28 protein-coding genes are annotated in these 25,486 nt (G+C 65.0%); 17 read left to right on the top strand and 11 right to left on the bottom strand.

Annotated elements, in window-relative coordinates:
- Positions 1-53: 53 nt before the first annotated feature.
- Genes WKW77_RS04460 through WKW77_RS04440 form a run of 5 tightly spaced genes read right to left on the bottom strand, consistent with a single transcriptional unit; the run spans position 54 to position 4,577 of the window.
- Positions 54-767 (bottom strand): ABC transporter ATP-binding protein, encoded by a 714-nt coding sequence (locus WKW77_RS04460; RefSeq protein ID WP_340355633.1) that lies wholly within the window; start codon positions 765-767, stop codon positions 54-56.
- Positions 764-1,510: an ABC transporter ATP-binding protein gene (locus WKW77_RS04455; RefSeq protein WP_340355632.1), complete on the bottom strand. Its 747-nt coding sequence runs from the start codon at positions 1,508-1,510 to the stop codon at positions 764-766. The genes WKW77_RS04460 and WKW77_RS04455 overlap by 4 nt, the downstream gene beginning before the upstream one ends.
- Complete coding sequence (locus WKW77_RS04450; RefSeq protein ID WP_340355631.1) at positions 1,507-2,508, bottom strand: branched-chain amino acid ABC transporter permease; 1,002 nt, start codon at positions 2,506-2,508, stop codon at positions 1,507-1,509. Before WKW77_RS04450 ends, WKW77_RS04455 begins: the two co-directional genes overlap by 4 nt.
- The gene (locus WKW77_RS04445) at positions 2,505-3,362 is read right to left on the bottom strand and encodes a branched-chain amino acid ABC transporter permease (RefSeq protein WP_340355630.1); all 858 of its coding nucleotides are present in this window, start codon (positions 3,360-3,362) and stop codon (positions 2,505-2,507) included. The genes WKW77_RS04450 and WKW77_RS04445 overlap by 4 nt, the downstream gene beginning before the upstream one ends.
- 36 nt (positions 3,363-3,398) lie before the next feature.
- Positions 3,399-4,577 carry an ABC transporter substrate-binding protein gene (locus WKW77_RS04440; protein WP_340355629.1) on the bottom strand — a complete coding sequence of 393 codons (1,179 nt, stop codon included), beginning with the start codon at positions 4,575-4,577 and terminating at the stop codon, positions 3,399-3,401.
- 287 nt (positions 4,578-4,864) lie between these two features.
- Here WKW77_RS04440 and WKW77_RS04435 point away from each other — a divergent pair, with 287 nt between their 5' ends.
- Positions 4,865-5,539 (top strand): MarR family winged helix-turn-helix transcriptional regulator, encoded by a 675-nt coding sequence (locus tag WKW77_RS04435; RefSeq protein WP_340355628.1) that lies wholly within the window; start codon positions 4,865-4,867, stop codon positions 5,537-5,539.
- 315 nt (positions 5,540-5,854) lie between these two features.
- Positions 5,855-6,391 carry a hypothetical protein gene (locus WKW77_RS04430; protein ID WP_340355627.1) on the top strand — a complete coding sequence of 179 codons (537 nt, stop codon included), beginning with the start codon at positions 5,855-5,857 and terminating at the stop codon, positions 6,389-6,391.
- Positions 6,392-6,596: 205 nt separating this feature from the next.
- Here the strand turns inward: WKW77_RS04430 and WKW77_RS04425 are convergent, their stop codons facing one another.
- A complete protein-coding gene (locus WKW77_RS04425; RefSeq protein WP_340355626.1) occupies positions 6,597-7,463 on the bottom strand; it encodes a LysR family transcriptional regulator in 867 nt (288 codons plus the stop codon).
- Between the two features lie 126 nt (positions 7,464-7,589).
- Between WKW77_RS04425 and WKW77_RS04420 the strand changes: the two genes are divergently transcribed.
- Genes WKW77_RS04420 through WKW77_RS04410 form a run of 3 tightly spaced genes read left to right on the top strand, consistent with a single transcriptional unit; the run spans position 7,590 to position 10,583 of the window.
- On the top strand, positions 7,590-8,717 hold the full coding sequence (locus WKW77_RS04420) for a TauD/TfdA family dioxygenase (protein ID WP_340355625.1): 1,128 nt from the start codon (positions 7,590-7,592) through the stop codon (positions 8,715-8,717).
- Between the two features lie 43 nt (positions 8,718-8,760).
- Positions 8,761-9,717, top strand: coding sequence for a Bug family tripartite tricarboxylate transporter substrate binding protein (locus WKW77_RS04415; protein ID WP_340355624.1), 957 nt, complete (start codon positions 8,761-8,763; stop codon positions 9,715-9,717).
- Positions 9,714-10,583 carry an isocitrate lyase/PEP mutase family protein gene (locus WKW77_RS04410; protein WP_340355623.1) on the top strand — a complete coding sequence of 290 codons (870 nt, stop codon included), beginning with the start codon at positions 9,714-9,716 and terminating at the stop codon, positions 10,581-10,583. Before WKW77_RS04415 ends, WKW77_RS04410 begins: the two co-directional genes overlap by 4 nt.
- A gap of 308 nt (positions 10,584-10,891) precedes the next feature.
- On the opposite strand, the gene WKW77_RS04405 is transcribed toward WKW77_RS04410, so the two are convergent.
- Positions 10,892-11,164 (bottom strand): VF530 family protein, encoded by a 273-nt coding sequence (locus WKW77_RS04405; RefSeq protein WP_340355622.1) that lies wholly within the window; start codon positions 11,162-11,164, stop codon positions 10,892-10,894.
- Between the two features lie 197 nt (positions 11,165-11,361).
- Positions 11,362-11,571: a hypothetical protein gene (locus tag WKW77_RS04400; RefSeq protein ID WP_286530381.1), complete on the bottom strand. Its 210-nt coding sequence runs from the start codon at positions 11,569-11,571 to the stop codon at positions 11,362-11,364.
- 264 nt (positions 11,572-11,835) lie between these two features.
- Between WKW77_RS04400 and WKW77_RS04395 the strand changes: the two genes are divergently transcribed.
- The 4 genes from WKW77_RS04395 to WKW77_RS04380 all read left to right on the top strand — a co-directional run bounded on the left by WKW77_RS04395 (position 11,836) and on the right by WKW77_RS04380 (position 15,142).
- Positions 11,836-12,375: a winged helix DNA-binding protein gene (locus WKW77_RS04395; RefSeq protein WP_340355621.1), complete on the top strand. Its 540-nt coding sequence runs from the start codon at positions 11,836-11,838 to the stop codon at positions 12,373-12,375.
- Positions 12,376-12,627: 252 nt separating this feature from the next.
- Positions 12,628-13,755, top strand: coding sequence for an LLM class flavin-dependent oxidoreductase (locus tag WKW77_RS04390; RefSeq protein WP_340355620.1), 1,128 nt, complete (start codon positions 12,628-12,630; stop codon positions 13,753-13,755).
- The gene (locus WKW77_RS04385; protein ID WP_340355619.1) at positions 13,752-14,306 is read left to right on the top strand and encodes a flavin reductase family protein; all 555 of its coding nucleotides are present in this window, start codon (positions 13,752-13,754) and stop codon (positions 14,304-14,306) included. The genes WKW77_RS04390 and WKW77_RS04385 overlap by 4 nt, the downstream gene beginning before the upstream one ends.
- A 53-nt stretch (positions 14,307-14,359) precedes the next feature.
- A complete protein-coding gene (locus WKW77_RS04380; RefSeq protein WP_340355618.1) occupies positions 14,360-15,142 on the top strand; it encodes a cyclase family protein in 783 nt (260 codons plus the stop codon).
- A gap of 347 nt (positions 15,143-15,489) precedes the next feature.
- Here the strand turns inward: WKW77_RS04380 and WKW77_RS04375 are convergent, their stop codons facing one another.
- The 3 genes from WKW77_RS04375 to WKW77_RS04365 all read right to left on the bottom strand — a co-directional run bounded on the left by WKW77_RS04375 (position 15,490) and on the right by WKW77_RS04365 (position 18,391).
- Entirely contained in the window at positions 15,490-16,467 is a 978-nt protein-coding gene (locus tag WKW77_RS04375) for a Bug family tripartite tricarboxylate transporter substrate binding protein (protein ID WP_340355617.1), read from the bottom strand.
- Positions 16,468-16,484: 17 nt separating this feature from the next.
- Positions 16,485-17,486: a Bug family tripartite tricarboxylate transporter substrate binding protein gene (locus tag WKW77_RS04370; protein ID WP_340355616.1), complete on the bottom strand. Its 1,002-nt coding sequence runs from the start codon at positions 17,484-17,486 to the stop codon at positions 16,485-16,487.
- A 158-nt stretch (positions 17,487-17,644) separates the two neighbouring features.
- On the bottom strand, positions 17,645-18,391 hold the full coding sequence (locus tag WKW77_RS04365) for an IclR family transcriptional regulator (RefSeq protein WP_422823124.1): 747 nt from the start codon (positions 18,389-18,391) through the stop codon (positions 17,645-17,647).
- Positions 18,392-18,550: 159 nt separating this feature from the next.
- Here WKW77_RS04365 and WKW77_RS04360 point away from each other — a divergent pair, with 159 nt between their 5' ends.
- The 8 genes from WKW77_RS04360 to WKW77_RS04325 all read left to right on the top strand — a co-directional run.
- A complete protein-coding gene (locus WKW77_RS04360) occupies positions 18,551-19,546 on the top strand; it encodes a 2Fe-2S iron-sulfur cluster-binding protein (RefSeq protein WP_340355614.1) in 996 nt (331 codons plus the stop codon).
- A 38-nt stretch (positions 19,547-19,584) separates the two neighbouring features.
- Positions 19,585-20,952, top strand: a complete 1,368-nt coding sequence (locus WKW77_RS04355; RefSeq protein WP_340355613.1) for an aromatic ring-hydroxylating oxygenase subunit alpha — start codon at positions 19,585-19,587, stop codon at positions 20,950-20,952.
- On the top strand, positions 20,949-21,743 hold the full coding sequence (locus WKW77_RS04350) for an SDR family NAD(P)-dependent oxidoreductase (protein WP_340355612.1): 795 nt from the start codon (positions 20,949-20,951) through the stop codon (positions 21,741-21,743). The genes WKW77_RS04355 and WKW77_RS04350 overlap by 4 nt, the downstream gene beginning before the upstream one ends.
- Positions 21,744-21,763: 20 nt before the next feature.
- Positions 21,764-22,342 carry a 3-phenylpropionate/cinnamic acid dioxygenase subunit beta gene (locus WKW77_RS04345; RefSeq protein ID WP_340355611.1) on the top strand — a complete coding sequence of 193 codons (579 nt, stop codon included), beginning with the start codon at positions 21,764-21,766 and terminating at the stop codon, positions 22,340-22,342.
- A 14-nt stretch (positions 22,343-22,356) separates the two neighbouring features.
- Positions 22,357-22,530 carry a hypothetical protein gene (locus WKW77_RS04340; RefSeq protein WP_340355610.1) on the top strand — a complete coding sequence of 58 codons (174 nt, stop codon included), beginning with the start codon at positions 22,357-22,359 and terminating at the stop codon, positions 22,528-22,530.
- 126 nt (positions 22,531-22,656) lie between these two features.
- Complete coding sequence (locus WKW77_RS04335; RefSeq protein ID WP_340355609.1) at positions 22,657-24,327, top strand: FAD-dependent oxidoreductase; 1,671 nt, start codon at positions 22,657-22,659, stop codon at positions 24,325-24,327.
- Complete coding sequence (locus tag WKW77_RS04330; protein WP_340355608.1) at positions 24,324-25,007, top strand: fumarylacetoacetate hydrolase family protein; 684 nt, start codon at positions 24,324-24,326, stop codon at positions 25,005-25,007. The genes WKW77_RS04335 and WKW77_RS04330 overlap by 4 nt, the downstream gene beginning before the upstream one ends.
- A partial coding sequence (locus tag WKW77_RS04325; RefSeq protein ID WP_340355607.1) for a fumarylacetoacetate hydrolase family protein occupies positions 25,004-25,486 on the top strand: 483 nt, incomplete at its 3' end. The genes WKW77_RS04330 and WKW77_RS04325, both read left to right, overlap by 4 nt.

The raw sequence follows: 25,486 nt of genomic DNA, 5'->3' as shown, positions 1-25,486 counted from the left end.
CTGGAGAAAGCCTGTTTGCAGGGATGAGCGTTGGGGGGCAGGACCGACTCGCGTCAATGGACGGCGATGCCGACCCAGCGGTCCAATGCCTCGGTGTCATGGATGAGTGCATCTGCCGCGGCTTCGTGCACGACGGTGCCGTGGTCGAGGATGACGGCACGCTCCGCGTAGCGAAGCGCCTCGTCCACCTGCTGCTCCACGATGACGACCGCAATACCGGTTTGCCTGCTCATCTCCTGGAAGGCGCGCAGCAGTTCCTGGCGGATCAACGGCGCGAGGCCTTCGAGCGGCTCGTCGAGCAGGATCAGCCTCGGCTGCCCGAGCAGGGCACGTGCCACCGAGAGCATCTGCTGCTCGCCGCCGGACAACTGCGTGCCTGCGTTACGTCGTCGCTCGGCCAGCCGCGGGAAGAGCGCGTAGGCCTCGTCGATGGCGCTGCGCGGGCGGTGCTTCATTCCCGCAGCGAGGTTCTCCTCGACCGACAGCGAAGGGAAGATGTCGCGCGTCTGCGGTACATAGCCCAAACCCCGGTGTGCACGCTGGTGCGGGCTCAAGGCGGTGATGTCCTCGCCTTCGAATTCGATGCGACCTGAGCGCACCCGCACCAGGCCCATCAGCGCGCGGAGCGTCGTGCTCTTGCCAGCGCCGTTCCGGCCCAGCATGGCCAGTCGCTCGCCTGCGGCAACCTGCAGAGTCAACTCGTTCAACACGGTGGTTGGGCCGTAGCCGGCGACCAGGCCAGCGACTTTCAGGATCGGTGTGCTCATGCTGGATGTCCGAGGTAGGCTGCGCGAACCCTGGGGTCACGGCGAATCTGATCGGGCGAGCCGTCGGCCAGGACGGCGCCTTCGGCCAGCACGACGATGCGGTTGGCAAAGCGGAACACCAGGTCCATGTCATGCTCGATGATCAGCACGGCGAGGTCCTTCGGCAGCGCATCCAGCGCCGAGAGAAGCCGCGTGCCGTCGCCCTTCGGCACGCCGGCCATGGGCTCGTCCAGCAGCAGGACCTTGGGACGCAGCGCAAGGGCCAGCGCCATCTCGATCAGGCGCTGCTCTCCATAGGCGAGGTCTTCCGTCGGGGTGGCGGCGTGGGCCAGCAGGCCGAATCGCCCGAGCAGTGCGCGCGCTTCGTCCTGCAGGCGGGGATAGTCGTCGATGCTGCGCCAGGCGCGGGCGCTCAGGCCTTCGCGCTCGAAGAGAGCCATCTCGATCTGCCGCTGCACCGGCAGGTGCGGTGCAAGCGTCGTGATCTGGAACGTTCGGGCCAGGCCCATGCGCACGCGCCGGGCCTGGCTCAGCCCTGTCACGTCCTTGCCGCCGAGGCGGATCCCGCCCTTGTCCGACCGCAGCACTCCGCTGACCTGATTCACCAGCGTGGTCTTGCCGGCACCATTGGGCCCGATGAGGGCGAGCCGGTCTCCCGCAGCGAGCCGGAAGGACACGGACCGCGTGACATGCAGGCCGCCGAAGCGCTTGTCCAATCCTTCGACTTCAAGAAGCAGACTCATCGGGAGCCTCCCATCCGGCGGCGCAGGAACGCGACCACCTTCGCTGGCGGCAACAGCACGACGCCCATCAGCAGGAAGCCGACGACGAACAGCCAGTGATAGGGATTGATGGATGCCGCGGTGTGGTGCAGCAGGGTGAAGACCACGGTGCCGATCACGGCCCCATACAGGCGCCCCGCACCGCCCAGGATCAGCATGACGAGGAGCTCCGCCGAGAGCGCGAACGACAGGCTGTCCAGGCCGACCACCGCATTGGTCTGGGCCGACAAGGCTCCGGCCGCGCCTGCCACGGCGCCGGCCACCGTGTAGATGGCGAGCAATCGCCTGTAGATCGGTGTGCCGAGCGCCGCCATGCGCGCCCGGTTCTCGTGGATACCGCGCACCGTCAGCCCGAAGGGAGAGTTCACCAGCCGCCAGAGCAGGTAGAAGACGACCACCAGGATGGCGAGCGCATACCAGGCGGCCACCCTGCCCTCCAGATCGAATGCGAAGCGGCCGAACAGGGGCGCGATGCTGAAGCCCGAGAGGCCGTCGTCGGCACCGGTCCAGTCGCGCGCCTTCTGAGCCAGGCTGAGGACGATCTGCGCGACGGCGACGGTGAGCATCAGGAAGGTGAAGCCCTGGTAGCGCAAAAGGAAGGCGCCGCTGGCGAAGGCCAGCACGCCGCCGGCGCCGATGCCCACGGCCAGTCCGAGCAGGGGCTCGGGCGCGACCTTGAGGGCGAAGATGCCCGCGGCATAGGCGCCGACACCGAACATAGCGGCATGCCCGAGCGTGGCCAGCCCGGCCACGCCGACCACCAGGTCCAGCGAAAGCACCAGCAGCGCGGTGATGAAGATGCGCGTCAGCAGGCCCAACTGGTCGGGCAGCAGCGTGCAGGCAAAGGCGCCGGCCGCCAGCAGCAGCACGGAGGCGCGCCAGGCGGGTGCGCATTTCGGCCGCGCCGGCGCGGCGGGTTCCTGCATGCGCGACATGTGAGGGACGGTGTGGGTGCTCATCGCTTCAATATTCCGTTGGGACGCCAGGCGAGCAGCGCGGCCATGGCGAGGAAGAAGAACAGGCTGCCCCAGTCGGAGGCGAGGTACTTGCTCGCGGTTTCGATCACGCCCAGGGCCACGGCGGCCACGAGCGAGCCCGCGATGCTCCCCATGCCGCCGACGGACACCACCACGAGGACGAGCACCAGGTACTTGAGCGCGTAGTAAGGCTCCAGGGGCATCAGCTCCGCACCAAGGATTCCACCCAGGCCGGCGAGCGCGGCGCCGGCCGCGAAGCTCGCGCACTGAACGACCCGAATCGGAATGCCCAGGCTGGAGGCGCAACCGTCGTGATCCACCGCCGCGCGCAGCCAGATGCCGAAGCGCGTGCGCGCCACCACCCACGCCGCCATCGCCGCAATGCCGAGACCGGCGCCAATCACCAGCAGGCGCTGGGCCGGCAAGGTACGCCATCCCAGGTCCACCGAGCCGGCCAGCGCCGGGGGCAGCGGAATCAGCTGGACCTGCGGGCCCGCCAGGGCATTGGTGGTCGCAATCAGCACGAAGCTCAGGCCGATGGTGAAAAGCACCTGCTCCAGTTCCTTGCGGCGGTAGAGGTGCCTCAGCACCAGGGCCTCGAGCGTCGCGCCGAGCAGCCCGGTCAGCGCAATGGCAACGGGCACGGCAAGCCAGAAGTTCCATTGCGCCTCGCGCACCAGCAGTGCGGCGCAATAGCCGCCGACCATGGCGAAGGCTCCGTGACTGAGGTTGACGAAGCGCATCAGCCCCAGCGTGAGCGACAGGCCGACGGCGATGACGAACAGCACCATGCCGTACGCCAGTCCGTCGACGGCGATATTGAAGAGGACGTTCACGTCAACAGACCCCAAGCGCTGAACCCGAGCGCCTCATCACTTGTCCAGACCATGGTCGGTCTGCGGTCCGAAGCTCTGGACCTCCTTGTTCACCAGCGCGGCTCCGGCCTTCTCGACCTTGCGGAGATAGACGTCCTGCACGATGTGACGAGTCCTCGCGTCGATGCGGACCGGCCCGCGCGGACTGTCCCACTCGAGGGCCTTTGCGGCGGCGATCGCCTTGGCGCCATCCTTGCGGCCGCCGGTGGCCTCGATCATCTTGTGGATGACGTACATGCCGTCCCAGGCACCGACCGAGGCATAGTTGGCCACGGCGTTCGCATCACGCTTCTTCAGCGCCTCGACGAAAGCCCTGTTGGCCGGCGAATCGTGTGCGCCGGAATAGTGGAACGCCGTGGTCAATCCCAGGGACGCGTCGCCGAACTTCTGAAGGTCGAATTCGTCCGTCTCGGCGGTGCCGAGGAACTGCACGCCAGCCTTGGCAAGGCCGTTCTCGTTGTACGCCTTGATGAAGCCCAGGTTGGGCGGCCCGCCGGGCAGAAAGGTGTAGACGGCCTGCGCGCCGCTGGCCTTGATCCGCTGCACGAACGGGCCGAAATCGGTGGTCGCGATCGGCATGCGGATCGACTCCACCACCGTGCCGCCCTGCCTGACGAACTCGCTCTTGAATGCGGTCTCTCCATCGATGCCCGGGCCATAGTCGGTGACGGCCGTCACCACCTTCTTCACGTTCTGCTTGGCGGCCCATTGCGCCAGCGGCGCAGTGACTTGCCACAGCGTATAGCTGGTGCGAACGAAGTACTCCGACTTCTCGGTGATGGAGGACGTCGCCGCGTTGAAGATCACCGTCGGCGTCTGGGACTGCTGGATCAGCGGAGCCACCGCAAGCGCGTTGGGGGTGAAGACGAACCCACCCAGATAGTCGACCTTGTCCTTGACGATGAGCTCCTGCACCAGGCTCTTGGTCTGCCCTGGATTCGGGCCGCCGGTGTCGCGGTAGATGAACTCGACGTCCCTGCCGCCCAGCTTGCCGCCCTGGCTCGCCAGATAGGCTTCGGCACCCGCCTTGAACAGGGCGCCGTAGTGGGCAAACGGGCCGGAGAAGGGGCCGACGATGCCGACCTTTACCGCCTGGGCTTGTGCTTGCGCGGCGGTGAGAGAGAAAGCAGCAACGGCGGCAAGCGCACCAATGACGCGGCGGCGTGTGGGGGTCATGTCTAGTCTCCTGACGATTGGACTCGCGGGGGCGCGAACCTGTGGTTTTGCCGGGCTTGACCGCCCAACTAGTTGTAGTTTCAACTAGTTGATATGCCAACTACAATAGGGTTTCTACCCGGTCGAGCCGACGCGCGGCCCTCGCCGGTTCGTTCGCCGAAAATGTTCCCCGCGGAATCTGGTTGCACCTTTGGCCGCTCCGATCCGCGTGCGGCAATCCTTCTGCGCAGCCAGTGCAAGCCGGCATTCCAGTCCCCGTCATTTCTTTGAACAGGAGAGAGCCATCGATGCCCGCCACCAAGGCTTCCACAAAAGCAGATCGCCCAGCCTCCAAGTTGTCGCGGCGTGCGATCGGCGCGCGAGCAGAACCGAACCGAAAGACCAAGAACCCACCGCCCGTTCAGGACCTGAACGAAGACGCCGTCCTGATCGGGTCCGACGGCATCGATCTCGAGAACTACTTACCGGCCTATCTCACATGGGTCGCGAACAAGCTCTCACGAAGCGCCTCGCAGCACTATCTGCGGCTCTTTGACATCGGGATCGAAACATGGCGCTGCATGGTGCTGCTGGCCGTCGAAGACTCGATCTCGGCCCAGAAGGTGTCGCAGATCATCGGCATGGACAAGGGCTCGGTCAGCCGCTGCTTCAAGAGCATGCAGGCCAAAGGGCTCATCAAACTCGGCCTTGAAGCCAGCGACGGCAGGCTGCGCATTGCAACGCTGACTGCCAAGGGGCGTGCTTTGCATGAGCAGATTCGCGGCATCGCCCTGGAGCGCGAGCGCGCCCTGCTTTCAGTGTTAAGTGACAGCGAGCGGGAGGTGCTGCTGTCACTGCTCAAACGTTTGCATGAGAACTTGCCGCAAGTCGAGCTGGCCACCCAGCGCTACGTCGACGGTCGATTCCCCTTTGCCCAAGCGCTTCAAAGCCGCAGCTCGGAACAGCACGACGATGAGCAATAGCGCCGGAGCCGTGAAGAGTCCAGCGGCTGTCTGTTCCTCCGCCAAAATGCCCTGGGAGGCGCTCCGCAATGGACAGCAGCTAGCAAACGAACCGCTACCGTTTCGCAGCAGCGGAAGCGGTCGTCCCGACATGCAGGCACGGAGGACTCCAAGCTGGCGCTCCACGGACACTCAAATCCCCCTACTCGCACATCGGTGGTTGCGGTTACCTTCGAGCTTCCCGAGCAGCCGTGGCTTTCTTCCCAATCCACCATCGAAGACCTTCTCAGCTCGCCTATGATGCCGCGGCACTTTTCACAACGACCAAAGGAAGTCATGCGTCTAGTTCTCAGGTTTGCCATGCTCGCGGCAATCGTTGCCCTCGCTGGCTGTGCGGCAAACGTTCAGCGCCAAGGTGACACCCAGAAGCTCACCCTTTCTCCTGTTGCCGCCAAGCGCGTCGCACTTGATGTTCAGGGCGGCAAGGAGTTGCTCGCAGAGTCGACCGACTGGACTCAGTTCCAAAAAGAGTGGCAAGTCGGAATGAAGGAGGCGACAACCGCCGCCGGAATGACCTTGGTACCAATGGATGCAGCGATGGCACCGAACGCTGAGGCGACCACCCTGGTGACCGTGAACATCAAGGACTATCGATACGTCACTCGCGGCTCGCGTATCGCCGTCGGCATGATGACCGGCAATGCATGGATCGATGCCGACGTCTCGTTCTCGGAACTGCCAGGCGCCACGCCGGCCGGCCGACGCAAATACCTGACGACATCCTCCGCAATGCAGGGAATTGCCGCGCCAATGACCGAGACGCAGATTCGCGGGATCTGCGACGAGATCATGAAGGATGTTGCGCAAAAATAGGCGTCATCATGACGAGCGCGTAGCGGGGGTGTCGCTACCGGCGTAGGGTCCTCCGAGAGCTCCTTCCCTTTCCGGATCGAGACAAAAGCCGAGCCGCAACCCCTCGACAGGTTGACTGCGACGAGCAGACGTGCCGAGACTAGACTGAGCCTAGTCAATTTATTGGACGACAGGGTCAGGCCGCGCCCCGTGCGCATCCGGCAACTTAGCGCAACTGCTGCGTCAGCGCCTCGCGCAGCGCCACCAGTGCCCTGTCGTCCTCACTCGATTTTCGGCTCACCAGAGTGAGGACCAGGTTCGGGGCGCTTCTTCCCAGTGACACTTCGCGTACAGGGTAGGCCTTGCGCAGGCCCTCGTCCAGCATGTGGACGATCGCCACGCCCAATCCGCCGCTGACCATCGCAATGATGGCGGGCGCCGAGTCCAGCTCCAGCGCGCCGCGCTTGTCCGGCACCAGCGAAAGGACGTGCCGTGCCGCCATGGCGCCGGTGACGGTGTTCCTGTCGTAGCGGATCCAGTCGTAGCGGCGCAGCAATGCGGTCGCACTCGCTTCGGTGGAATCGGGCGGCGCGATCAGCATCAGGTCCCGACGCGCCAGCGGCCACCAGCGCAGGCGGTCGCTGCCGCCCTTGGCCGGCATGGCCACCACGGCCGCATCGAGCTGCCCGGCCTTGACGTCGGCTACCAGAGACGCACTTCGGCCGCGCATGGGCCGTACCGCCAGGCGCGGATGCCGCTCGCGCAGCGAGGACAGCGTGCCGGGCAGGAGGGACGGCAGCAGCGACTCGATGATGCCCAGCCGTACCACGCCTTCGATAGCCATGGACGGACGGCGGCGCAGCACGTCGAGCCGCAGCAGCCCTTCGCGCATGGCCGATGCCACGTCGAAGGCGGCGACCAGCGGGCGCACCTGCGCGCCGGAGCGATCGAAGAGCGTCATGCCCAGGTACTGCTCCAACTGCTTCATCTGCATGCTCACCGCGCTGGGCGTGAGGTTCATCTGCACGGCCGCGCCGGCGAAGCTGCCGCTGCGGATGACGGCGTCCAGGGTGGAGAAAGCCTCGATCTTCATCAAATTCTCTGACGTTCGGATTCAAGAATCATCGCTTTTTATTGATCTTAGGCAAACCTAGACTGTCCTTCATCGAGTAGCCGCGCATCTCCCCGGCCCGTCATCAACCTGAGAGGACAAGACCTTATGAGCACCCCCTTCCAAGCTCGACCATGGCTGGCCGAGGACGTTCGCAACGACACGTCGTGGATCATCCGAATGACAGCCGAGGAAGTGGCGGGCTTCGACACGGCGTTGGCGCACGCCGAAGGCACCGGCAAGGGCTTGCTGGCCATGGATCTGGAAGACTTTCCCCTGCCCGCGGCCTCGCGCGCCGTGCTCAAGCGCGCCATCGAGACCACCCAGGAACGCTGGGGCATGTGCCTGCTCAAAGGCTTTCCGGTGGAGCGCTGGACCGAGGCCCAGACCCGCCTGGCCTATTGGGGCATGGGCCTGCACATGGGCGTGGGCCGCACGCAGAACCGGGCCAGCGAGATCATCAACGACGTGCGCGACGCCGGCGGCGACTACAAGGTCAAGGGCGGCCGCGGCTACAACACCAATGCCGGGCTGGACTTCCACCAGGACTCCTGCGACGTGGTCGCGCTGCTGTGCCGCCGCACGGCCAAGAGCGGAGGCACGAGCAAGGTGATCAGCTCCATCGCGCTGCGCGACGAGGTGCAGCGGCTGCGCCCCGACCTGATTCCGGTGCTGCAGCAGCGCTGGTTCCATAGCTACCAGGGCACGCAGGACCCGGTGCAGCCGCCGTTCTACGGTTGCCCGATCTTCGGCGACGACCCGTCCTACTTCTGCGCGCGCACCAACCGCAAGAACACCGACGCCGCCCAGCGCGACTTCCAGGAAGTGCCACGCCTGACCCAGGCGCAAATCGAAGCCCTCGACCTGCTTGATCAGCTCATGCCCAGCGACAAGCTTTGCTACTCGATGGAACTGGAACGCGGCGATCTGCAACTCCTGAACAACTACGTCACTCTGCACTCGCGCACGAACTTCGAGGACTTCGAGGAACCCGACAAGAAGCGCCACCTGCTGCGCCTGTGGCTGTCGATTCCTGCCTCGCAACCCCTGCCCCCGCAGTGGGAGGAGTACTACGGGGACGTGCGTCCCGGCGCGGTGCGAGGTGGCGTGCGCGGCAGCGCCATCACCGCCGAATTCCTGGCCTACGAGGAACGCCATGCCCGCGCGCTCGGCATGGCCTGGCGTCCCTGGCAGCCGCTGGTGACGCGCGAACCCGCCATCGTGGACGCCGGGTGACACGCATCGCTCGCCGCTCGCACATCCCACTAGGAGACATGACATGAATAGACGCAAGACACTGTGCCTGCTGGGCGGGGGGGCGGTGGCCCTGGCCAGCCCGTGGGTGCGGGCCCAGACGGTGACCCGTTTGCTGGTAGGCGCCACGCCCGGCGGCGGCACCGACATCGTCGCCCGCCAGCTGGCCCTGGAACTGAGCAGCCGGCTGGGCCGGCAGTTCATCGTCGACAACCGTCCCGGTGCCGCAGGCAACATCGCTGCCCAGGCCGTGGCCAAATCGGCGCCGGATGGCGCTACGCTGCTCCTGAGCTACACCAGCCACGCCATCAACCCGTCGCTGTACGGCAAGCTGCCTTTCGACGCCGTTGCGGACTTCACGCCGCTGGCAGGCATCGCGTCCCTGCCCGGCATCCTCGTGGCGCGCTCCGGCCTGCCCGCCAAGGACATCAAAGAACTCATCGCGCTGGCGAAGTCCAAGCCGGGCAAGCTCAACATCGCCATTGCCGGGCTGGGCAGCTCCAATCACCTGGCCAGTGAAGTGCTCAAGCTCGACGCGGGCATCGACATCACCGGCGTGCCCTACAAGGGCACCGGTCCGGCGCTGCTGGACGTGGTGGCCGGGCAGATCGACCTGGTGATTTCCGGCGTGGCCAGCGCACAGCCGCTCTTGCGCGGCGGCAAGGTGAAGGCACTGGGCGTCACCAGCAAGCAGCGGCTGGCGGATTTCCCGGATGTTCCCGCCATTGCAGAGGCGGTGCCGGGCTTCGACTTCAGTTCGTGGTATGGCCTGTTCGGCCCCGCGGGCATGGAGCCGGCCGAGGCGGCGCGCATTTCCGCCGCCGCGCGCGAGGCGCTTGGCTCGCCCGCCATGCGCGAGCGCTTCAAGAGCGAGGGGCTCATCGCCATGGGCACGGGCCAGGAGGAATTCAGCCGTTTCGTCAAGAGCGAGATCGTCCGCTGGGGCAAGATCGTCCACGCCACCGGAGCGAAGCCGGAATGAACATGCTGCGCGAACGGCTGCGGCAGGATCGCCCCCTGCTCGCACCGGGTGTGTACGACGCACTGACCGCCCTCCTGGCCCAGCAGGCCGGCTTCGAGGCGCTGTACCTTTCGGGCGGCGCGGTCGCCTACACACAACTGGGGCGTTCCGACATCGGTCTGACCACCGCCAGCGAAACGGCGAACGTGCTCGCCCGCATCACCGATCGCGTCCAGCTTCCGGTGATCGTGGATGCCGACACCGGCTACGGCAACGCGCTGAACGTGCAGCGCACCGTGCGCGACTTCGAGCGCGCCGGCGCGACCATGATCCAGCTGGAAGACCAGGACTTCCCCAAGCGCTGCGGCCACCTGGCCGGCAAATCGCTCGTCAGCCGCCAGGAGATGCGCGGCAAGCTGCGCGCCGCGCTGGATGCACGGCGCAGCGCCGACACGCTGATCCTGGCGCGCACCGATGCGGTCGCCGTCGAGGGCACGGAGGCCGCGTTCGAGCGGGCTGAGGCTTATCTCGAATGCGGCGTGGATGCGCTGTTCATCGAGGCCTTGCGTTCGCGCGAAGAGATGCGCGCGGCATGCGAGCGCTTTGGCCATCGTGTGCCATTGCTGGCCAACATGATCGAAGGCGGGCGCACGCCAGTGAGCAGCGCGGCCGACCTGGGCTCGCTGGGTTTTCGCATCGTCATCTTCCCCGGCGGCACGGCTCGCTGGGTGGCGGCCGGCCTGCAGCGCTACTTCGCCTCGCTGCAGGCCGAGGGCACCACTCAGCCGCTGCGCAGCCAGATGCTGGACTTCGACCAACTCAATGGGGTCATCGGAACGCCGGAACTTCTGATGCAGGGTACGGCCTATGCGAGCGACCGCACCTAGTCGAGGTTGCATTCAGAGGGTGCGTTGCGTAGCCACCCAGCCCGCAGGCGCCCCACTTCCTCTGCAGTCATAAGATCCATGCGCGACTCTCGTCTGGCCCGCTCTGCCGGCTACTGCAGCGTAGCGTAGCGGGCTTTCAGTCAGGCAGACATGGACGACTGCACGGTGGCTGCTCTACGGACGTTCCAGTGCTCTGCTCCGTTGTCGCTGCCGGGAGTTGTGACCTTGCGCGTCCGATTGCCGATGTCTGCTTCCCCAAATTGAGCGGTATCGACGACCGGCGCGCTCTGGCCGGGCGCGGACCTGCACTAGCGACTCTCGGTCAAGGAGCGCCGCATCCGCTTTTCTTCGCGCAGCATAAACAGATAGAGCCCTTCCACTTTCTCTCGAGCCCAAGGCGTCTTGCGCAGGAATTTCAGACTGGACTTGACGCTCGGGTCATGCGAGAAGCAGCGTACCGGTATCCGCTGCGCGAGGTCCGCCCATCCATAACGGGCTTCCAGCGATCGAACCATCGTCTCCAGCGTCACGCCGTGTAGAGGGTTTCGCGGCTGGGCGATGGGCGGCGGGGCTTCGTGCATCTAGAGATTCTGCGCCCTGTTTGTCCGGCGTGACTCGTGACCGCAGGGTCTGGTGGGCACCTTGCTCGAGGGCCCGGTCCTGGCCGATGACGGCTGCCGGCCGACTCCGGCAGCACGGCTAGAAACATCGAACCGTGAGTATGTGTGCCAGCTGGACGCCGAAGGCGGCCCGGGCGGGCGGAACAAGGTTCTTCAGCTCAAGCGTCGCTTCTTCGGCGACGACCGAACAGCATGGCCGCGAGCGGAATGGTGGTCAGCACGCCCACGGCTACCAGCGTCCACCCGATGTTCTTGCGTTGCTCTTCACTGAGCTTGTCGGAAAGCAGCAGGCCCACGCCCGCTCCCAGAGCGCCGCGGGTCCCAGCCAACAAGGCGAGTTCGGGCAAGCGAATTTCAGTTGTGAACACGACAAAACTCCTTTCGTGGCGGAGGGCTGTCCTTCAGTATGCGCCAGACCGTCGGTAGAGCCATCAGCCCCTCGACGCAAGGCGCAGTCGCGTGAGGGCCTCCGTCAACTTTGACATCATCTTCTTATGCATCGTGGTTGACTGCCACCAGACGCGAATTGACCGGTGATGCGAGCTCTTCGGCGCTTCTACTCCCCCTATGATTCGTCGTCACTCACGCAGCCGACTTTCGCCTTCGGCAGCCCCTTGCACCTTCCTCGATCGATGAAATCCGAAAAATCAAAGCGCGCCACCGCCTCGCACCACTGGCACCTGGCCGAAGACGATCTCGGTGTCGCGGTGACCGATCTCGAGTACGCCGTGATGCGCACCTACGAGTCGTTCGTGCGATGGCAGGCCGAGTGCCTGGCGGCCGTCACGGGCGCGGTCCTGACCGGCCAGGAGAACGCGCTGCTGCATGTGATTCGCATGCACGACCAACCGAAGACCATCAAAGATCTGTTGCATCTCACGAACCGCCAGGACGTGCCCAATGTGCAGTACGGCCTGCGCAAGCTGCTCAAAATGGGCTTCATCGAAAAGCAGGGCTCGGGGCGGGCTGGCGTCTACTACGAAGCCACGGCGGAAGGCGCGAAGGTCTGTGACGACTACGCCAAGTTACGAAAGAAGTTGCTGCTGGAGGGTGCCAAACGCCACCCTGCCTTCAGGCAGCATTCGCACAGCGCTGGAGCCCATCTGGAGCTCCTGGAACGGTTGTACGAGTCAGTGACGCGAGAGGCCGCCACGTTCCACCGGCGCGGCTGATCGACCCGCGGGCCAGATCCACCGCTTCGGCGGCGACCTTCACACCTCACCTCTCGCAGCGCATCTCTTCGGCCCGCGCGGCCACGAAGACCGATGACAGGCGTGCCCTTGTCCTGAGACCGCGACCCGGGGGAAAACCCCCGTACCGGCTCGAAGGTGGCTTCCTATACTTCGATCGAATAGAAAGTCTATTTAAATGTCTATCTGATCCAACTCTCGGCATCCAAGCCGTCGTCAACCGAAGGAGCATCCATGAATCGCTTGCTGAACACATCCGACTTCCTGCTGGGCACGTTCGCCTCCAACTGCTCGGGCGGCATGTCCGTCACCAAGGTCGAGGAGCGATGGGACAACTCCTGGGACAACAACTTGCGCCTGGCAAGGCTGCTGGATGAGGCCGGCATCGACTTCATGCTGCCCATCGCGCGATGGATCGGCTACGGCGGTGAGACGGACTTTCATGGCAACGTGCTGGAGACCGTCACCTGGGCAGCCGCGCTGCTGGCACATACCCGGCGCCTGACCGTGTTCGCGACGGTCCATACCGCGGCGAACCATCCGATGGTGGTGGCCAAGCAGATCGCCACGCTCGATCAGGTCGGCGCGGGACGCGCCGGTCTCAACATCGTTGCGGGATGGAACCGGCCGGAGTACGAAGCGCTCGGCCTGGCGCTGGCCGACGATCACAAGACCCGCTATGGCTATGCGCAGGAGTGGTTCGACATCATCCAGAAACTGTGGACACACCCGCGTCCCTTCGATTGGCAGGGCGAGTATTTCAAGCTCAGCAAGGCCTACGGCCTTCCTGCGCCGCGCAACGGCCGGCCGCCCATCCTGAACGCCGCGGGCTCGAGCGAAGGGCGCGAGTTCGCCCTGAACAACGCGGACTTCCTGTTCACGCCCGCGATCGATCTCGATCGCTCCAGCCAGGAGATCGCCGAGTTGAAGGCCAAGGCCGTCGCGCAAGGGCGCAAGGTCGACATACTGACCTTCTCGCATGTCGTGTGCCGGCCCACCGAGCGCGAGGCGAAGGACTATCTCAAGCACTTCGGCAACGACCACGCCGACTGGGCCGCGGTCGACAACCTCATTGCGCTGCAATTCGCCAATGCCAAGTCTTTTCCTCATGACTTGCTGGCGCTGATCCGCGATCGTATGGCGGCCGGCCATGGAGGCTATCCGTTGACCGGCACGCCCGAGCAGGTGGCGGACGGCATTTGCGCGCTCGCTGCGGCGGGCTTCAAGGGAACCACCCTGTCCTTCGTTGACTACGTCGAGGAGTTCCCTTACTTCCGCGACCAGGTCCTGCCCATCCTCGAATCCCGAGGGCTGCGCGCGCCCGTCGAAGTGCCCTCCGAATCCTTGCGGTTGGCAGCATGAACGCCGCGCAAGCCACCTCCATGTCGGGCGCGCCGCATTCGCTCGCCATAGCGGCCGAACCGTCGGCGTTCAGGTCGGCGATGCGTGAACTCGCCGGGGGCGTCAGCATCGTCACGGTGCAGGTCGGGCATGAGCGCACCGGATTCACCGCCACGTCGGTGACCTCACTCTCGGCCGATCCGCCCACGGTGATCGCCTGCGTCAACAGGACGAGTTCATCGGCATCGCTGCTGCTCAAAACCGATCGCTTCGGAGTGAGCATGCTCACACACGCCCAGCAGCAGGTCGCCAACCGATTCGCCGGCATGAACGGCGTGACCGGCAGCCAGCGCTACGCCGCCGAACGCTGGACGCAGCTCACCGCAGACGGCGCACCCGTCATGGTCGACAGCGCGATCTCGCTGGACTGCCGTATCGAGGACATGATCCAGAAGCACTCGCACTGGATCCTGGTCGGACGTGTGATGGCCATTCACCGCGGCGAGATCGAGGCGCCCCCCCTGGTGTACTGGCGAGGCGGCTATCACCAGCTCGCCGATTGCCGCGCCTAGTTCGTCGTGCGAGCCACGCATGGCTCGCACCACTTCACTTGCAGAGACCCTCCATGAACCAAAGCTCCCTGTCCCCGCTCCAGCGTGCCCTGACCACCGACTCGGTGCGCATCGTTGACCTGACCCAGACCTTGTCGCCATCCTTTCCCGCACTGCAACTGCCGCCCCAGTTCGGCCAGGTGTGGTCGTTCAAGATGGAGAAGATCTCGCAATACGACGATGCCGGCCCGGGCTGGTACTGGAACAACTTTTCGTGCGGCGAACACACCGGCACGCACTTCGATGCGCCTGTGCACTGGGTGACCGGCAAGGACCATCCCAACAACGCCGTCGACACGATCGACCCCTCGCACTTTGTCGGTCCGGCCGTCGTAGTGGACGCGAGCGCCCAGGTCGCACTGGACCCCGACTGGCTGTTGACTGTCGATTTCCTCGAGGGCTGGGAAGCCCGGCATGGACGCATTCCGGCGGGCGCCTGGGTGCTGTTTCGTACCGACTGGTCCAAGCGCGTCGACGATCCGGCTGCATTCGTCAACATGCGGGAGGACGGCGCTCACACGCCGGGTCCGACGCAGGAGGCGGTGCAATGGCTCATCGAGGAGCGCGATGTCAGGGGATTCGGCGTCGAGACGATCAACACCGATGCGGGCCAGTCCCACGCGTGGCCGGTGGCCTATCCCTGTCACACACTGATGCACGGCTCAAACAGGTACGGACTGCAATGCTTGACGAACCTCGACCAGTTGCCGCCGACGGGCGTCGTGATCCTCGCAGCGCCGCTGAAGATCGAGGGCGGCTCGGGCAGTCCACTACGGGTCCTTGCGCTGGTTGGGTGAGCCACCCATTGAGCAAGCGACCATCATTTTTTGTGGAGGTTGCGCATGCGGAAACTGGCGGCGATACGAAACAGTGACAGTCCTGTTCACCCTGTGCGCACTGGCCGCCGATCTGGCCTTGTCTTGAACGCTCAACAACTTCACCCGCCTCACCAGAGCTGAATTGCCTACGGAGATGCTGGATCAATGAACGATCGCGTCGGATCTGAGGGCATCACCATCCGATGCGGTTGCGATTGCATTCGACTTCGCGACGAATGGCCTTCCCGCGGGGCGTCTTGCGCCTCTCGCGAGTTGTCGGCGCTTGCCCAGTTGCATCGGCTCCGACCTGGACCCATTCGCTGGCGCTATTCAGCCTTGGCGCCAGTGGCCTTGACCGCCGCGCCCCATTTGCGCGACTCGGATGCGATCCACTGGCCGAATTGCTCCGGCGTGCTCGCCACCACCTCGAACTCCATGTCGCGCAGACGGGCGGTGATGTCCGGTGATTGAAGGACCTTCACAAGTTCACGGTGATAACGCTCGATGATCGGCTTGGGCGTGCGCGCCGGCGCGAGCAGGCCGACCCAGCCGGTCGCTTCCATCGTCGGGTAGCCGAGTTCGACGAGCGTCGGAACGTTGGGCGCGCTCGGGAAGCGCTTGTCACCGGTGGTCGCCAGCAGCTTCAGTCGACCCTGCGACACGAACTGCTGGACATTCCCCGGCACCATGAACGCGACATGCACGTTGCCACCGAGCAGATCGGTGAGCGCCGGCGTCGCGCCCTTGTATGGCACGTGAGTGACCTTGATGTCCGCGGCGGCCTTGAACATCTCCATCGTCAGGTGTGAGGCGCTGCCCATCGAGACCGAGGCATACGAGTACTTGGCGGGATTCGCCTTCGCCTTCGCGATGAACTCCTTCGCAGTGCCGAAGTCCGCCGCCGGGCCTGCGACGAGATACTGGGGCGACTTCACCGCGAGCGTGATAGGCGCGAGGTCCTTCTGCGGATCGAAAGGCATGTTGTCGAACAGCGCCTTGTTGATCGCCAGCGGACCGTTGTAGCCCACCAGCAGCGTGTGCCCGTCGGGCGGCGCCTTGGCGACGTAGTCGGCGCCGATGTTGCCGCCCGCGCCGGGCTTGTTCTCGACAACCACGGGCTGGCCGAGGGCTTCCTGCAGCTTCGGCGCGATGAGGCGCGCCAGCGCATCGTTGGTGCTGCCGACGATCGGCACGACGATCTTGATGGGCTTGGTCGGTGCCCACGCCTGGGCACCGGCGTTCGATGCGAAGGTGGATCCCAGCAAGAGGCCCATTGCCACAGCGACGGTGTTCCATCTGGTCATGGTCATGTCTCCGCGGGTTACTCGGGCTGGATGTTCGCGGCCTTCGCGACCTGCCCCCAACGGGCGATGTCGCCGGCGATGCGCCTGGACAATGCCGCCGCATCGGCGTCGCCCGGGTCCATGCCGAGCGTGTGCATCTTCTCGATCATGTCCTTGTCCTTGAGGATGTCGCCGACGGTTGAGCGCAGCTTGGCCAGAACCGGCGCCGGCGTGCCCCTGGGCGCCATCAGCGCGGTCCAGATCGGCGCGTCATAGCCCGGGTAGCCGAGTTCAGCGATGGTGGGCACGTCCGGCAGTGCGGTAGAGCGCCTGGCGGTCGTGACGGCCAGCGCCTTGAGCTTGCCGCCCTTGACCTGCTGGATCACCGCGGGACTGTCGAGCACGCCGGTCTGGATCTCGCCGCCCAGAACGCCGGAGACCACCGGGCCGGAGCCGCGATAGAGGATGTGATTGAACTTCATGCCCGAGACCGAGGAGATCGTCTCCGCCACGAGAACGAAGGAAGTGGTCGGCGTGCCGTTGTCCAGCTTGCCGTCCTTCTGCTTCTTGGAGTACGCCACGAGGTCGGCGAAGTTCTTCACCGGCAGCGAGGACGACACCGTCACGACTAGCGGAAAGGAGCCGAGCAGCGCGATCGGCTCGTAGTCCTTCACCGGGTCGTACGGCAGGCTCTTCATCAGGATCGGATTGGTGGTCAGCCCGCCGCTGGACGACACGAGCAGCGTGTAGCCGTCGGGCTGCGACTTGGCCACGAAGTCGTTGCCGATCGCGGAGTTCGCGCCGGCCTTGTTCTCGACGATGAAGCTCTGCTTCAGCTTGTCCTGCAGCTTGGCGGCGAGCAGGCGCGCAAGGATGTCGTTGGTGCCGCCGGGCGCAAAGCCGACGACGATCTTGACCGGCTTGTCCGGGTAGTCCTGTGCACGAGCGTGCTGAGGCGCGAACGAGATGAGGGTGGCGGCGAAGGCGGCGCTGAGTGCGCGCAGGACGAACCTGCGCGAGAGCGCGGATGGCGTGTGCATGGGCGATGTCTCCGTATCGGTCGGGGGGGTCGACGTGGTTGCGATCCGAGTCCATAGGTCGGATCGCCAGTCCATTTTATGGACAGCTTTTGATTCAGGTCAAATTTGTGGTCAACGTGTCCGCAGAGCGGACAGAAAACGGAGCGGCCCCGCCGACGCTACTTCGCGGGCGCGTCGGCGCTCCCGTAGCCCAGCATCGCCGAAAGATTCTTCGCCTCCTCCTGCAGCAGCTTTGCAATGTGCTTCAGGCGCGTGCCGTCCAGTCGGACTTCCGGGCCGAAAACGCCGAGTGATCCCGCCACCGCGCCATGCCGGTCGAAGAAGGGCACCGCCACCGAGACCGCGCCGGAGATGAGCTCGCTGTGGCTGCTCGCATAGCCGCGCTTGCGTGTCTGCGCGAGTTCGTTCTGCAATTCCTTGATGTTGACGTTGGTGCCTTGCGCGAAGGCACGCAGCTCGTCTTCGCTGGACCCCATGTACGCGAGGATCGCGCGCCCGGTCGCACCACGGACGATGCGCTCGGTGTAGCCCACGCCCCGCTTGAAGTTCAGCGGCTGCGGGCTGGGCAGCTCGGCGACGCACAAGCGCAGCTCCCGTTGCGGAAGGAACATCGCGACCGTCTCGTTCGTGGTCTGCCAGATGCGGCGCAGCACCGGTTCGGCCAAGGCGGAGAGATCGAGGCTCGATGTCCACACATGCGCCAACCGCGCAACGGAAGGGCCGAGTCGGAACCGCTGCGGCTCGCCCACGGACACCAGGAAGCCGTTCTCCTCCAGCGTGTAGAGCAGGCGGTAGAGCGTCGGGCGCGAGAGATCCACGCGCTTGAGCAGCTCGGACGGCGTCAGTTCGAAATCCTGCGGCGTGAACGCCAGAAGGATCTCCAGCGCGCGACCAACGGCGCGCACGTTTTCGTTTTTCTCTGAGACTGCCAAGGGAACTCCTCCAATGCTTGTTAAGGGTTGAGGCCCTCGATTGTCCGCTACATGGACAAGTTGACCTAAATCAAATTTAGTCCATACAATGGATGCACAGTCCGTCCTTTGGACACAACTTTGGAGACCGCCATGAGTTCAACCGTCCCCGTGACGCTGCTGTTTTCGGACGGTGTCGCGCACCGCCTGGAAGTGCCCTGCGGCAAGAAGATCGTCGAAGCGGCAAGCGAAGCTGGCCTCAATCTGCTGACCGATTGCTCCAACGGCCAATGCGGCACCTGCACCGCGCAACTGCTCTCGGGCGCGGTCGAGATGGAGGACTACGACGCTTCCGTCCTTCCGGATGAAGACAGGGACTTGGGCGCGGTGCTGCCGTGCGTCTGCCGCGTGACAGGCGCTTGCGCGGTCGAGTTCCCGTACGACTCCACCGAAGCGCTCGCGGAAGAAGCGCCGCCGATTCCCGGCGAGGTCGTCGCCGTGCGCCAGGTCGCGAGCGAGACGATGCTGCTCGAAGTCTCGATTCCCGACGGCGTCCTCTTCGAGCCCGGGCAGTACGTCCGCATCCAGCCCGAAGGGACGGAGATCGCGCGCTCGTACTCGATGGCGAACGGGCCCGGCAGCAACCACCTCGAGTTCTTCATCCGCCTCGTGCCGGACGGCGCGTTCTCTAGTTGGCTGGCTTCCGCGAAAGCGGGCGACAAGGTCGAGCTCAGCGTGCCGCACGGCACCTTCTTCCTGCGGGACGAAGAACGCCCTCGCCTCTTCGTCGCCGGCGGGACCGGCGTAGCGCCCTTCCTCTCGATGCTGCGCAGCATGAGCGACAAGGCCCGCGCGCAGCCGACCACCTTGTTGATCGGCGCCCGCACGCGCGGCCATCTCTTCGCGCTCGACGAACTCGAAGCCCTCCGCCAGGCCTCGCCGAACGTGCAGGTCAGGCTGGCCGTGGAGCAGGACGCCGATGCCGATTGCCATCAAGGTTATGCAACCGATCTGATCGGCCATCTCGGCCTCGACCCGACGACCCGCGTCTACCTGTGCGGTCCACCACCCATGGTCGAAGCCGGCCGCAAGGCCGCCGAAGCCGCGGGCCTGCCACGTCAGGACGTGCTTTGCGAACGCTTCGCCTGAATACCCCCGCCCCCGCTCAACCCTCACCGAGAGACCCAATGATCCCGATCACTACCGAATCCCGATACAACGCGATGATCAACCTGCGCAAGGGCGAGATCAGTCGAGAAATCTTCTCCAGCAAGGAAATCTTCGAAGAGGAACTGGAGAAAGTCTTCACCCGCGCATGGCTCTTCGTGGGCCACGAAAGCCAGGTCCCGAACCCCGGCGACTTCTTCACGTCACGCATGGGCGCCGAGTCGGTCATCCTCGCGCGCGACAAGAAGAAGAAGGTCCATGTGTTCCTGAACTCGTGCCGGCACCGCGGCATGAAGGTGTGCCAGTACGACCACGGCAACACCCAGCTCTTCACCTGCCCGTACCACAGCTGGAGCTACACGACCGAAGGCAAGCTCTTCGGCGTGCCGCAGTTCAAGAACCTCTACGAAGGTTGCCTGGACAAGGACGACTGGTCGCTCATCGAAGTGCGGAAGATGGAAATCTACAAGGGCACCGTCTGGGCCAGCTGGGACAAGGATGCGCCCGACCTGATGACCTATCTTGGCGACGCGAAGACGCATCTGGACCTCGCGCTCGATTGCCGCGACGGCCGCGAAGGTGGCTCTGAAGTACTCATCGGCGTGCACAAGTGGATCATCCCGTGCAACTGGAAATTCGCTGCGGAGAACTTCCTCGGCGACACGTATCACAACGTGAGCCACCGCTCGGTCGACATGATCGGCATCGGCCCGTCCGCAGAAGCGGGAGCCAAGGGCCGTCGCGACAACGAGCTGGAGAAGGCGCAGCACGTGTGGGCGAACTTCCCGGCTGGCCACGGCGTGCACAGCGCCATCATGCCGGAGACGTGGGAGTTCCTCGACACCTATCAGAACAACCCGATCGTGGCCGAATACTTCCGCGAGGCCCATGCCAAGCGCAAGGAACGGCTGGGCGACGAGCGGCACCGGCTGGTGCCCTTCGTCGGCACGATCTATCCCAACGTCTCGTTCCACGGCAACCAGCCGCGCAACCTTTGCGTATGGCATCCGCACGGTCCGGAATCGACGGAGGCCTGGCGCTTCTTCCTCGTGGATGCGGATGCGCCGCAAGAGGTGAAAGACTTCCTGCGCACCTACTACATGCGCTATTCGGGCCCCGCCGGCATGACGGAGCAGGACGACATGGAGAACTGGAACTACGCCACCGCCGGCAGCCGCGGGGTCATTGCGAAGCGCTACCCCTACAACTACCAGCAGTCGCTCGGCAAGGTCCAGACTACCGGCCCAGTGGCGGGCAACGTGAGCCTGCAGGTGAGCGAGGAGAACCCGCGGCAGTTCTACCGCCGCTGGCGCGACTACATGAACGGCGCCGATTGGGACACCCTGCTCGGCCGCAAGGACAAGGAGCCGGCGAGCTTCGCCGCATGACCATGGGCGTCGTCATCGTCACCGGAGGCACCTTCGGCCTCGGCCAGTCGATCACCGTCGAGCTGGCCCGTCGGGGGCATCGGGTCGTATCCTTCGGGCTCGCCCAACCACAGGTATCCAGCACCGCAAAGGGCTTCGACAGCCTTCTTGCGGAACTGGAGGAAGCAGGCTGCAAGGCCGATGTGCTCGAAGCCGACGTCTCGAACGCTGGCGACGTGCAGCGCATCGTCGAACACACCATCGACAAGTACGGAACCATCGACGGGCTGGTCAACAACGCGGCCATCGGCCCGCTCGGCACGGTCCTCACCACCGACGAACCGACGTTCGACCGCATCGTCGACGTGAACCTCAAAGGCACCTACCTGATGTCGCGCGCGACGCTGCCGCACATGATCAAGGCGGGTGGCGGCTCGATCGTCAACATCGGTTCCGGCGCCGGTTACGGCAAGCCGAACATGGCGATCTACAGCGCCAGCAAGGGCGCTATCGTCGCGCTGAGCACCGCCATGGCCTACGACCACTTCCATGACCACGTGCGCGTGAACGTCGCCATCCCCGGTGGCGGCGGCATCGTGTCGGGCATGAGCGTCGGCCGCATGGGCGGCAACCTGGACGCCTTCAAGAGCAAGCCCGTGTCGGGCACCGTGGCCGGGCGGCCCGCCACCGGTCGCGACCTGGCCAATGCGGTCGCGTTCCTGCTGTCCGACGACGCGGCTGCCATCTCGGGAACAGTTGTCGACGTCGGCTGCTTCGCCCATCAGGGCGGCCCCATTCCTCAAAAGCAATGAGCCCAACATCAGGAGAAATCATGTCTGAACTCGCAGAACCCGCGGTCACGCAGGCCCGCCTTCCGCGCGACGCCAAGTACTACGAAGTCAAGCGCGAAATCGAGGAGTTCCTCTACGACGAGGCGAACATGCTGGACGACCGCCAGTTCAATGAATGGCTGGACACGCTGGCTGACGACCTCGAGTACTTCATGCCGATGGAATACAACGTCAAGTTCGGCGACCATGCGACCCGCGAGTTCACCACGCGCGACAAGCAGATGAGCTGGTTCAACGAGGGCAAGTGGACCCTGAGCAAGCGCGCCGAACAGATCCTGACCGGCGTGCATTGGGCCGAGGAGCCGCTGTCCCGCGTCAGCAGGCTGGTGAGCAATGTGCAGCTCACGGCCATGCGCACCAACGACGAAGGCGCGCTCGAAGTGGATGTTTCCAGCCGCTTCCTCACCTACCAGAACCGCTGCGAGTACGAGCAGTACTTCTTCGTCGGCGACCGCAAAGACCGCATGCGCAAGACCGCCGACGGCTGGAAGCTGTGCCAGCGCGAGATCCGCATCCACCAGAACGTGCTGCTGGCGAAGAACCTCAGCATCTTCTTCTGAGCGAGGGACACGACATGCTCAATCTCATGAACGTCCAGGTCGGGCAAAGCATCCGGCTGAAGAACGGCACCGTGGCTGAGGTGATCGACAACATCGGCGACGGCATCTGGCTGCAGCTTCGCCTTCCCGGAAGCGACGAGGAGGAACTCGTGCATTGCGAGGAGATGGCGGAGCTGGTGGAACAGTAAGTGGGCACCGGGTGGATAAGGGCTTCTGATGAATCGAGACTGAAAGATTGATTTTTCTTTCGCTGTGTCTTTGACTTTAATCACGGCAATCCCACCCTTACCCCATCCTCCCACCTGGAACAGAGCATGACCAAGAACATCGAGACGCAAGTACTGATCGTCGGAGGCGGGCCGGTCGGCCTCACGCTGGCCACCGATCTGGCGCAGCGGGGCGTCTCAGTCGTCGTGGCTGAAACGCGCCACCGCGGCGAGCCGCCGAGCGTCAAGTGCAACCACGTCTCGTCGCGCACCATGGAGATCTTTCGCCGCCTCGGCGTGTCCAAGGTCATGCGCGAGTCGGGCCTGCCGGCCGAACATGCCAACGATGTGTCGTACCGCACGACCTTCACCGGCGAAGAACTCTCGCGCATCCACATCCCCTCGCGCGCGAGTCGCTACACCGACAAGAGTGGGCCGGACGGCTGGTGGCCCACGGCCGAACCACCGCATCGCATCAACCAGATCTACCTTGAGCCCGTGCTGTTCGCCCACGCAGAGACCACCAAGGGCATCACGATCCTCTGCCGCACGCGCGTCGACGAGTTCACGCAGGACGATCACGGCGTCAGTGCCAAGGGCGTCGACCTCGATTCGGGCGAGGAAGTGCGGATCTTCAGCCAGTACATGATCGGCTGCGACGGTGGCCGCTCCAGCGTGCGCAAGGCGATCGGCGCCAAGCTCTCCGGCACCGATGTCGTGGGCCGAGTGCAATCGACCTACTTCCGCGCGCCCGACCTGCTGTCCCGTACCGCGAACAAGCCGGCGTGGGCCACCTTCTCGCTGAACCCCCGCCGCAGCGGCAACGTCTACGCCATCGACGGCCGCGAGACCTTCCTGCTGCACAACTACCTGCGCTCGGACGAGCTGGAGTTCGATTCGGTCGACCGCGACTGGGCGATCCGCACCATCCTCGGCGTTGGCGAGGACTTCAAGTACGAAATCATCTCCAAGGAAGACTGGATCGGTCGCCGCCTCGTCGCCGACAAGTTCCGCGATCGCCGCGTCTTCATCTGCGGCGACGCATCGCACCTCTGGGTCCCGATGGCGGGCTATGGCATGAACGCCGGCATTGCGGACGCGATGAACCTGTCGTGGCAACTGGCCGCTCGTCTGAACGGCTGGGCCGAGGAAGGCGTGCTGACTGCCTACGAAGCCGAGCGACAGCCCATCACCGAGCAGGTCTCCAGGTTCGCGATGAACCACGCGATCGCACTCCAGAAAGAGCGCGAAGGCGTGCCGGCCGGTATCGAGGAACCCGGCCCTGCCGGCGAAGAGACCCGCAGGGCCGCCGGGCAGGCGCTGTACGACCTCAACGTCAAGCAGTACTGCTGCGCCGGCCTGAACTTCGGCTACTACTACGACGCTTCGCCGCTGATCGCCTACGACGGCGAGGCTGCGCCCACGTACTCGATGGACCAGTTCACGCCATCCACCGCGCCCGGATGCCGCACACCGCACTTCTGGCTGGCCGACGGACGTTCGCTCTACGACGCCATGGGGCCGGAATACACGCTGCTGCGCTTCGACCCGACGGCCGATGTCCGTCCACTTCAAGAGGCTGCTGCCCGCAGGGGCCTGCCACTGGCTGTGCTCGATGTGCCGCCCGGCGAAGTGCCGGACGCCTATCGCCACGCGCTCGTGCTTTCGCGGCCGGACCAGCATGTGGCATGGCGCGGCGACCGCACGCCGGACGACGCGCTCGCTCTGGTCGACCGCCTGCGAGGCTGCTTCACCGACACGCCCAACACCAACGCATGATCCAACCGATTCTTCAATTCGGAGTGCCACCGTATCGCCTGAGCGGCACGGTCTACGGCACGCTGCTCAACAGCGCCGCCAGCCTGGCTTCGCTCGGCGATGCAGTGAACGCGGCACCCTACAAGGCCGCACCCAAGGCGCCGGTGCTCTACGTCAAGCCGCGCAACACGCTGGCTGTCGACGGGGACCAAGTTGCCGTTCCGCAATCCGCCGGCGAACTTCAGGTCGGCGCATCGCTCGGCCTCGTCGTGGGGCGAACCGCCTGCCGGGTGTCCGAGGCGGATGCGCTCTCGTATCTGGCCGGGTACACCGTGGTGATCGATTTCAGTGTTCCGCATGACAGCTTCTATCGACCTTCCGTGCGCTTCAAGGCGCTCGACGGCTCGTGCGTCATCGGCCCATCGGTGGTGCCGGCACATCGAATCCCTGATCCGGACAACCTACCGATCAGTGTCTACGTTGACGGAACGCTTGCTCAATCCAACTCGACCGCAGGCATGGTCCGCAACGCTGCACGCCTGCTTGCCGACGTGACCGAGTTCATGACGCTCGCACCCGGCGACATCCTGCTGCTGGGCGTCCCCGGGGACACACCCAATGCCAAGGCCGGCCAATCGGTCGCCGTGGAAATCGAAGGCGTCGGTCGCCTGGAGAACGTGCTGGCGAAGGAGGAAGCATGAAGCGCGCAAGAGTGGCGTATTCCGGCGCCATCCACGAGGCCGTGCCACATGGCGACGCACTGCGTCTGGCCGATGGCCGCATCGTCGATCAGGATGCCGTGGTGTGGCTTCCGCCGTTCGAGGTCGGAACGATCATCGCGCTCGGCCTGAACTATGCGGACCATGCGAAGGAGCTCTCGTTCGGCGCGCAGGAAGAACCGCTGGTCTTTCTCAAGGGCCCAGGCTCGGTCATCGGTCATCGCGGGCAGACCCGCAGGCCCTCCGACGTGAAGTTCATGCACTACGAGTGCGAGCTGGCGGTCGTCATCGGAAAGACGGCGTGCAAGGTCTCGCGCAAGGACGCGATGTCGCACGTGGCGGGCTACACCGTCGCCAACGACTACGCGATCCGCGACTACCTCGAGAACTGGTATCGCCCCAACCTGCGCGTGAAGAACCGCGACACCTGCACGCCGATCGGCCCCTGGCTGGTGGACGCC

The sequence above is a fragment of the Variovorax ureilyticus genome (assembly GCF_037889935.1).
In the GTDB taxonomy this organism is placed as follows: Bacteria; Pseudomonadota; Gammaproteobacteria; order Burkholderiales; family Burkholderiaceae_C; genus Variovorax; species Variovorax ureilyticus.
The sequence above is the reverse complement of the archived record's forward strand: the minus strand, read 5'-3'. Positions and strand labels throughout refer to the sequence as shown.

What these genes read in the sequence shown, in the direction of transcription:
- WKW77_RS04460 (WP_340355633.1), bottom strand. Translation starts at nt 767, where the DNA reads ATGAGCACACCGATCCTGAAAGTCGCTGGCCTGGTCGCCGGCTACGGC.
- WKW77_RS04455 (WP_340355632.1), bottom strand. Translation starts at nt 1,510, where the DNA reads ATGAGTCTGCTTCTTGAAGTCGAAGGATTGGACAAGCGCTTCGGCGGC.
- WKW77_RS04450 (WP_340355631.1), bottom strand. Translation starts at nt 2,508, where the DNA reads ATGAGCACCCACACCGTCCCTCACATGTCGCGCATGCAGGAACCCGCC.
- WKW77_RS04440 (WP_340355629.1), bottom strand. Translation starts at nt 4,577, where the DNA reads ATGACCCCCACACGCCGCCGCGTCATTGGTGCGCTTGCCGCCGTTGCT.
- WKW77_RS04435 (WP_340355628.1), top strand. Translation starts at nt 4,865, where the DNA reads ATGCCCGCCACCAAGGCTTCCACAAAAGCAGATCGCCCAGCCTCCAAG.
- WKW77_RS04430 (WP_340355627.1), top strand. Translation starts at nt 5,855, where the DNA reads ATGCGTCTAGTTCTCAGGTTTGCCATGCTCGCGGCAATCGTTGCCCTC.
- WKW77_RS04425 (WP_340355626.1), bottom strand. Translation starts at nt 7,463, where the DNA reads ATGAAGATCGAGGCTTTCTCCACCCTGGACGCCGTCATCCGCAGCGGC.
- WKW77_RS04420 (WP_340355625.1), top strand. Translation starts at nt 7,590, where the DNA reads ATGAGCACCCCCTTCCAAGCTCGACCATGGCTGGCCGAGGACGTTCGC.
- WKW77_RS04415 (WP_340355624.1), top strand. Translation starts at nt 8,761, where the DNA reads ATGAATAGACGCAAGACACTGTGCCTGCTGGGCGGGGGGGCGGTGGCC.
- WKW77_RS04410 (WP_340355623.1), top strand. Translation starts at nt 9,714, where the DNA reads ATGAACATGCTGCGCGAACGGCTGCGGCAGGATCGCCCCCTGCTCGCA.
- WKW77_RS04405 (WP_340355622.1), bottom strand. Translation starts at nt 11,164, where the DNA reads ATGCACGAAGCCCCGCCGCCCATCGCCCAGCCGCGAAACCCTCTACAC.
- WKW77_RS04395 (WP_340355621.1), top strand. Translation starts at nt 11,836, where the DNA reads ATGAAATCCGAAAAATCAAAGCGCGCCACCGCCTCGCACCACTGGCAC.
- WKW77_RS04390 (WP_340355620.1), top strand. Translation starts at nt 12,628, where the DNA reads ATGAATCGCTTGCTGAACACATCCGACTTCCTGCTGGGCACGTTCGCC.
- WKW77_RS04385 (WP_340355619.1), top strand. Translation starts at nt 13,752, where the DNA reads ATGAACGCCGCGCAAGCCACCTCCATGTCGGGCGCGCCGCATTCGCTC.
- WKW77_RS04380 (WP_340355618.1), top strand. Translation starts at nt 14,360, where the DNA reads ATGAACCAAAGCTCCCTGTCCCCGCTCCAGCGTGCCCTGACCACCGAC.
- WKW77_RS04375 (WP_340355617.1), bottom strand. Translation starts at nt 16,467, where the DNA reads ATGACCAGATGGAACACCGTCGCTGTGGCAATGGGCCTCTTGCTGGGA.
- WKW77_RS04370 (WP_340355616.1), bottom strand. Translation starts at nt 17,486, where the DNA reads ATGCACACGCCATCCGCGCTCTCGCGCAGGTTCGTCCTGCGCGCACTC.
- WKW77_RS04360 (WP_340355614.1), top strand. Translation starts at nt 18,551, where the DNA reads ATGAGTTCAACCGTCCCCGTGACGCTGCTGTTTTCGGACGGTGTCGCG.
- WKW77_RS04355 (WP_340355613.1), top strand. Translation starts at nt 19,585, where the DNA reads ATGATCCCGATCACTACCGAATCCCGATACAACGCGATGATCAACCTG.
- WKW77_RS04350 (WP_340355612.1), top strand. Translation starts at nt 20,949, where the DNA reads ATGACCATGGGCGTCGTCATCGTCACCGGAGGCACCTTCGGCCTCGGC.
- WKW77_RS04345 (WP_340355611.1), top strand. Translation starts at nt 21,764, where the DNA reads ATGTCTGAACTCGCAGAACCCGCGGTCACGCAGGCCCGCCTTCCGCGC.
- WKW77_RS04340 (WP_340355610.1), top strand. Translation starts at nt 22,357, where the DNA reads ATGCTCAATCTCATGAACGTCCAGGTCGGGCAAAGCATCCGGCTGAAG.
- WKW77_RS04335 (WP_340355609.1), top strand. Translation starts at nt 22,657, where the DNA reads ATGACCAAGAACATCGAGACGCAAGTACTGATCGTCGGAGGCGGGCCG.
- WKW77_RS04330 (WP_340355608.1), top strand. Translation starts at nt 24,324, where the DNA reads ATGATCCAACCGATTCTTCAATTCGGAGTGCCACCGTATCGCCTGAGC.